Origin of the sequence: Acetivibrio sp. MSJd-27 (genome assembly GCF_018918095.1) — a bacterium.
In the GTDB taxonomy this organism is placed as follows: domain Bacteria; phylum Bacillota; class Clostridia; order UMGS1840; family HGM11507; genus HGM11507.
On the sequence record NZ_JAHLPV010000087.1, the window covers coordinates 1 to 1,736 of the forward strand.

A 1,736-nucleotide genomic window follows, 5' to 3' on the forward strand; every position below is an offset into this window, starting at 1 on the left:
ATCTGGTATACTTTAGCCATGAAAACTCGTCTCCTTTCGGGAGGTACTTGGATTTGTGGTGAAACCATTGTACCAGAAAGGCTGGCGGGTTTTCAACTTTCATTTAACTTTACAGAACGTAGAATCAGATAAGGAGGAAAAAAGGATGGCGAAGGCGGGAATGAGGAGACCGGAAGTATCACAGCCTCACGGCACGGAAAGCAACAAAAAAATGAAATTTCCAAAGAATGAGGTAAATCCGGTTCCTGAGATTCAGGGAAAGGCAAAAGCGGGAAATAAAAAAGCAAATCCTACCTGAGATAGGATGATTGGCGGCGCGGGAAAGCGCCGCCTTTTTTAGTGACAGGATATTTTTTCATTAAAATACTATAAATCATAAAATCTTTCTATCAAATTGCCGCTGTTTTTTTTATAATATAGGAAACGGAGGCGGAGTAGAAGGAAATGCAGGGAGATTTATAAGTATTTCAATCTGTTTGTTCCTGCAAATCGAGGGAATACTCCTCCGTGAAAAGGTCGGATATAGCGGCGGATTGGAGAATTGTTATGAATATGTATCAGTGGCTGGAAGCTTTAAAAGCTGAAGAGAAGAAAAAAGCGCTCCCGGTTTTATCATTTCCATCAATACAGCTCTTGGGAATTACAGTAAAGGAATTGATAAACGACAGTTCCCTTCAGGCAGAAGGAATGAAACGGATAGCAGACCGTGTAGACTCCGCGGCCTCTGTCAGTATGATGGATCTCTCAGTGGAGGCGGAAGCCTTCGGAGCAGAAATTCATGTGTCGGAGGATGAGGTTCCAACCGTTACAGGCCAGCTGATTTCCTCTTATGAGGATGCACAGAGCCTTGCGGTTCCTCCGGTAGGCGCCGGAAGAACCGGATTGTACATTGAAGCGATCGGGAAAGCCTGCCAAATGATAAAAGACAGGCCGGTTTTTGCGGGAGTTATCGGCCCGTTTTCACTGGCGGGAAGATTGATGGATGTAACTGAAATTATGGTAAACTGCTATACAGAGCCGGAGATGGTGCATCTGGTTATGGAAAAGGTTTCCGATTTTCTGATCGATTACATAAAGGGATACCAGAAAACGGGGGCAAATGGAGTGATGATGGCAGAGCCGCTGACAGGGCTTCTTTCTCCTGACTTGGCGGAAGAATTTTCAAGTCCTTATGTAAAGCGGATCGCTGATGCGGTACAGAAGGAAGATTTTATTGTGATTTACCACAATTGCGGAAACAATACGATTCAAATGATTGAATCGATTTTGAATACTGGATGCGCCGCATATCATTTTGGTAATGCAATTGATATAAAGCAGATGCTGGAGTGCGTCCCCAAGGATATTGTTGTAATGGGAAATGTAGATCCGGCAGTTGTTATCCGGAACGGTACACCGGAAACTGTCAAAAGGGAAACCAGGCGAATTATGGAGGCATGCTGTAACTATTCCAATTTCGTGATCTCATCCGGGTGTGATATTCCGCCTTTGGCGCCCTGGGAGAATATCGATGCTTTTTTTGAAGCGGTTCACGAATTTTATCAGAACTGAGAGGATTTCTTTCTAATATTTAAAAACAGCCGGCAGGTGAAAAACCTGCCGGCTGTTCAGCCTGTCGAAAAACGCATGGATTCCATCAAGCGAATCCACGCGTTTTTGTGTCTATTGGGAATAAAAACATGAGTATCCGATGCAGCGTGCCATGGTTCCCATCCCGCCACTTCCACATGGCCAGC

The 1,736-nt window shown here is 44.6% G+C and carries 2 protein-coding genes; both read left to right on the forward strand.

The window, feature by feature from the left end:
* Positions 1-145: 145 nt before the first annotated feature.
* On the forward strand, positions 146-298 hold the full coding sequence (locus KQI32_RS13190; protein WP_216426097.1) for a hypothetical protein: 153 nt from the start codon (positions 146-148) through the stop codon (positions 296-298).
* A 248-nt stretch (positions 299-546) separates the two neighbouring features.
* Complete coding sequence (locus KQI32_RS13195; RefSeq protein WP_253291216.1) at positions 547-1,551, forward strand: uroporphyrinogen decarboxylase family protein; 1,005 nt, start codon at positions 547-549, stop codon at positions 1,549-1,551.
* The last annotated feature ends 185 nt before the right edge of the window (positions 1,552-1,736 follow it).

What these genes read in the sequence shown, in the direction of transcription:
- KQI32_RS13195 (WP_253291216.1), top strand. Translation starts at nt 547, where the DNA reads ATGAATATGTATCAGTGGCTGGAAGCTTTAAAAGCTGAAGAGAAGAAA.
- KQI32_RS13190 (WP_216426097.1), top strand. Translation starts at nt 146, where the DNA reads ATGGCGAAGGCGGGAATGAGGAGACCGGAAGTATCACAGCCTCACGGC.